The organism is Synechococcus sp. RC10B2, from assembly GCF_047502635.1.
The window spans coordinates 1-3,256 of sequence record NZ_JANSHO010000057.1 but is presented as its reverse complement, the minus strand read 5'-3'; the positions used below and the strand labels follow the sequence as shown (position 1 = coordinate 3,256).

Below are 3,256 nucleotides of genomic sequence, written 5' to 3'. Positions count from 1 at the left end.
GGTCGTACCTTAACAACTCACGCGATTGCAAAGAGTTATTTGCTGCCGGTCTGCGGTGCGTGCGTCCACCCGCACCGTGTGACCGGGTCACGGTCGGTTGGCCGTGACGGAAGGAAGACATGATGAGCACACGATGGATGCCATGGCGCTGCGTGCCGATGAAGGACGGGGCACGGCACCGATATGCTCCGGGGAGCCGCGTGCAGGCTGTGATCCGGAGGTCTCCGAATGGGGCAACCCGCTGCCATCTGGCAGCGCTCCGCAACAGCGGAGCGGGAACCCGGCCAACTGAAACATCTCAGTAGCCGGAGGAAGCGTGAACCACACCCGTAGTAGCGGCGAGCGAACCGGGTGCAGCCTAAACCGCGGGCGTGAAATAGGGAGCAGCCGTTGCGCCCGCGGGGTTGGAGGACGACCCGTGACCGACCTGCTCGTCGGTCACCCGAGCGACCGCGCTGCGCCGAAGCAGTGTGGAACCCTGCACCGCAGAGCGTGACAGTCGCGTAGGCGGGCGCCTCAGCCGGGTGGGTCGCTCCTGAGTAGGTCCGGGCACGAAGAACCCGGACTGAAGCTGGGCAGACCACTGTCCAAGGCAACCTACACGCAGTGACCGATAGCGCACAGTACCGTGAGGGAACGGTGAAAAGCACCCCGGTGAGGGGAGTGAAAGAGACCCTGAAATCGTGTGCTTCCACGCCGTGGGAGCCGGAAACACCGGTGACCGCGTGCCTTTTGGAGTATGATCCGGCGAGTTATCCTCGGTGGCGTGGTTAAGGCAGTGCCAGCCGGAGCCGGAGTGAACGCGAGCCTGAACAGGGCGACCGTCGCCGGGGATAGACCCGAAACCGTGTGAGCTACCCATGGCCAGGCTGAAGCGTCCCTAACAGGACGTGGAGGGCCGCACCGGTGTCTGTTGCAAAAGGCTCGGATGAGCTGTGGGTAGGGGTGAAATGCCAATCGAACACGGAGATAGCTGGTTCTCCCCGAAATGTATTGAGGTACAGCCGCGGCTACGCCACCCCTGGAGGTAGAGCGCTGTTGTTGCGCGGGGGCTTCACCGCTTACCAAGCGACGGCAAACTGCAAATGCCAGGGGTGGGCACCGCGCGTGAGACGGCGGGTGCGAACATCCGTCGTCGAGAGGGAAACAACCCAGACCGCCGGCTAAGGTCCCCCAGTCATCGCTAAGTGGGAAAGGTTGTGGCGCCGCTCAGACAACCAGGAGGTTGGCTTAGAAGCAGCCATCCTTGAAAGAGTGCGTAACAGCTCACTGGTCAAGCAGCGCTGCGCCGACGCTGTAGCGGGGCAAAGCGATGCACCGAAGCCGCGGGTTTGCCATCGGCAAACGGTAGGGGAGCGTCGTCGTCGCGCCGAAGTCGGCGCGGAAGCGTCGGTGGAGTGACGACGAGTGCGAATGCCGGAATGAGTAACGGAGAAGCGATGTCGCAATCATCGCCACCGAAAGTCTAAGGGTTCTGCCGCACGGGTGCACCGCGGCAGGGTAGTCGGGCCTAAGGGGACGGCACACGCCTGACCCGATGGACAACAGGTTGATAGTCCTGTACCGTGTGGTGGTCGTTGGACCAATGCCGGATGCTGAGGGGTAGTCGCCGCGGCGAGACGAGCGCCGTCCAAGCCGGTAGGGAGCCGCACGACGCAAATCCGTGCGGCGGTGACCGAGAGGCGAGTGAAAGGGGTGCGGGCAACCGCACGCCGATGGCGAGGCGCCTGTGCAGCCAAGAAAGGCCGGCTCGGAAGACCACCCACGCCCGTACCGCAAACCGACACCGGTAGACAGGTTGAGGAAACCAAGGTGGACGAGTGACCCCTGGTTAAGGAACTCGGCAAATTGACCCCGTACCTTCGGAAGAAGGGGTGCTGCGCGTAGCGTGAAACCCCTAGCGGGTGGAGCGCGAGGCAGCCGCAGGGTCCAGGCCCAGGCGACTGGTTACCAGAACCACAGCTCCCTGCTCAAGCCGTAAGGCGACGTATAGGGGGTGATGCCTGCCCAGTGCCGGAAGGTTAAGGGGCGGGGTGCAAGCTCCCAACCGAAGCCCCGGTAAACGGCGGCTGTAACTATAACAGTCCTAAGGTAGCGAAATTCCTTGTCGGGTAAGTTCCGACCCGCACGAAAGGCATCACGATCTGGGCACTGTCTCGACCAGGGGCTCGGTGAAATTGCAGTGGCCGTGAAGATGCGGCCAACTCAGAGCGGGACAAAAAGACCCCGTGGAGCTTTACTACAGCTTGCCATCGGGTAGCGGAGGCCGATGCGTAGGATAGGTGGGAGGCGGAGAAGGTCGGCTTGCGGGCTGACTGGAGCCGACGGTGAAATACCACTCTTCGGTCTGCGCTGCCCTCACCCGCCTGCGGCGGGGACGGTGGCTGGTGGGTAGTTTGACTGGGGCGGTCGCCTCCTAAAAGGTAACGGAGGCGCGCAACGGCGCCCTCAGGCGGGATGGTCATCCGCCGTGGAGTGCAACGGCAGAAGGGCGCTTGACTGCGAGGCAGACCAGCCGAGCAGGGATGAAAGTCGGCCGTAGTGATCCCACAGGACCGGGTGGAAGGCCTGTGGCTTAACGGATAAAAGCTACCCCGGGGATAACAGGCTCAGACCGCCCAAGAGTTCATATCGACGGCGGAGCGTGGCACCTCGATGTCGGCTCGTCGCATCCTGGGGCTGGAGTAGGTCCCAAGGGTTGGGCTGTTCGCCCATTAAAGCGGCACGCGAGCTGGGTTCAGAACGTCGTGAGACAGTTCGGTCTCTATCCGCTCTGAGCGACTAGAGCAGTGCGCGGGGCTGGCCCTAGTACGAGAGGACCGGGCTGGACGGACCGCTGGTGGAGGAGTTGTAGGGCGTCCTGCAGGCTCCGTAGCTATGTCCGGGAGTGAGAACCGCTGAAAGCATCTAAGTGGGAAACACGCCGCAAGACGACTGCTCTCACAGCGCAAGGCTGGTAAGCCCCCCGCGAGATGAGCGGGGAAAGCGGCCGGAGCTGGAGGCGGGGTGACCCGTAGAGGCGACCGGTGCGCAGGGGCGAGGGCTTCCTTCCGTCACGGCGAACCGACCGGCAGCAGGGGGGGATGTCCCCCCATAGGCAATCGCGTGAGGGGTGAAGGGACGACCGTTCCTTCAGCCACTGGGTGTGTGTAGAGCGCGGTGGACCCACCCCGTCCCATCCCGAACCGGGTCGTGAAACACCGCAGCGCCGATCCTACTGGCGGCTCACCGCTGGGAACCTAGGTCCATGCACCCT

2 rRNA genes are annotated in these 3,256 nt (G+C 63.6%); both read left to right on the top strand.

What is annotated here, in order from left to right:
- Positions 1-110: 110 nt before the first annotated feature.
- Positions 111-3,052: ribosomal RNA gene (locus NW855_RS07825) — 23S ribosomal RNA — on the top strand.
- A gap of 89 nt (positions 3,053-3,141) precedes the next feature.
- Positions 3,142-3,256: ribosomal RNA gene (gene rrf / locus NW855_RS07820) — 5S ribosomal RNA — on the top strand.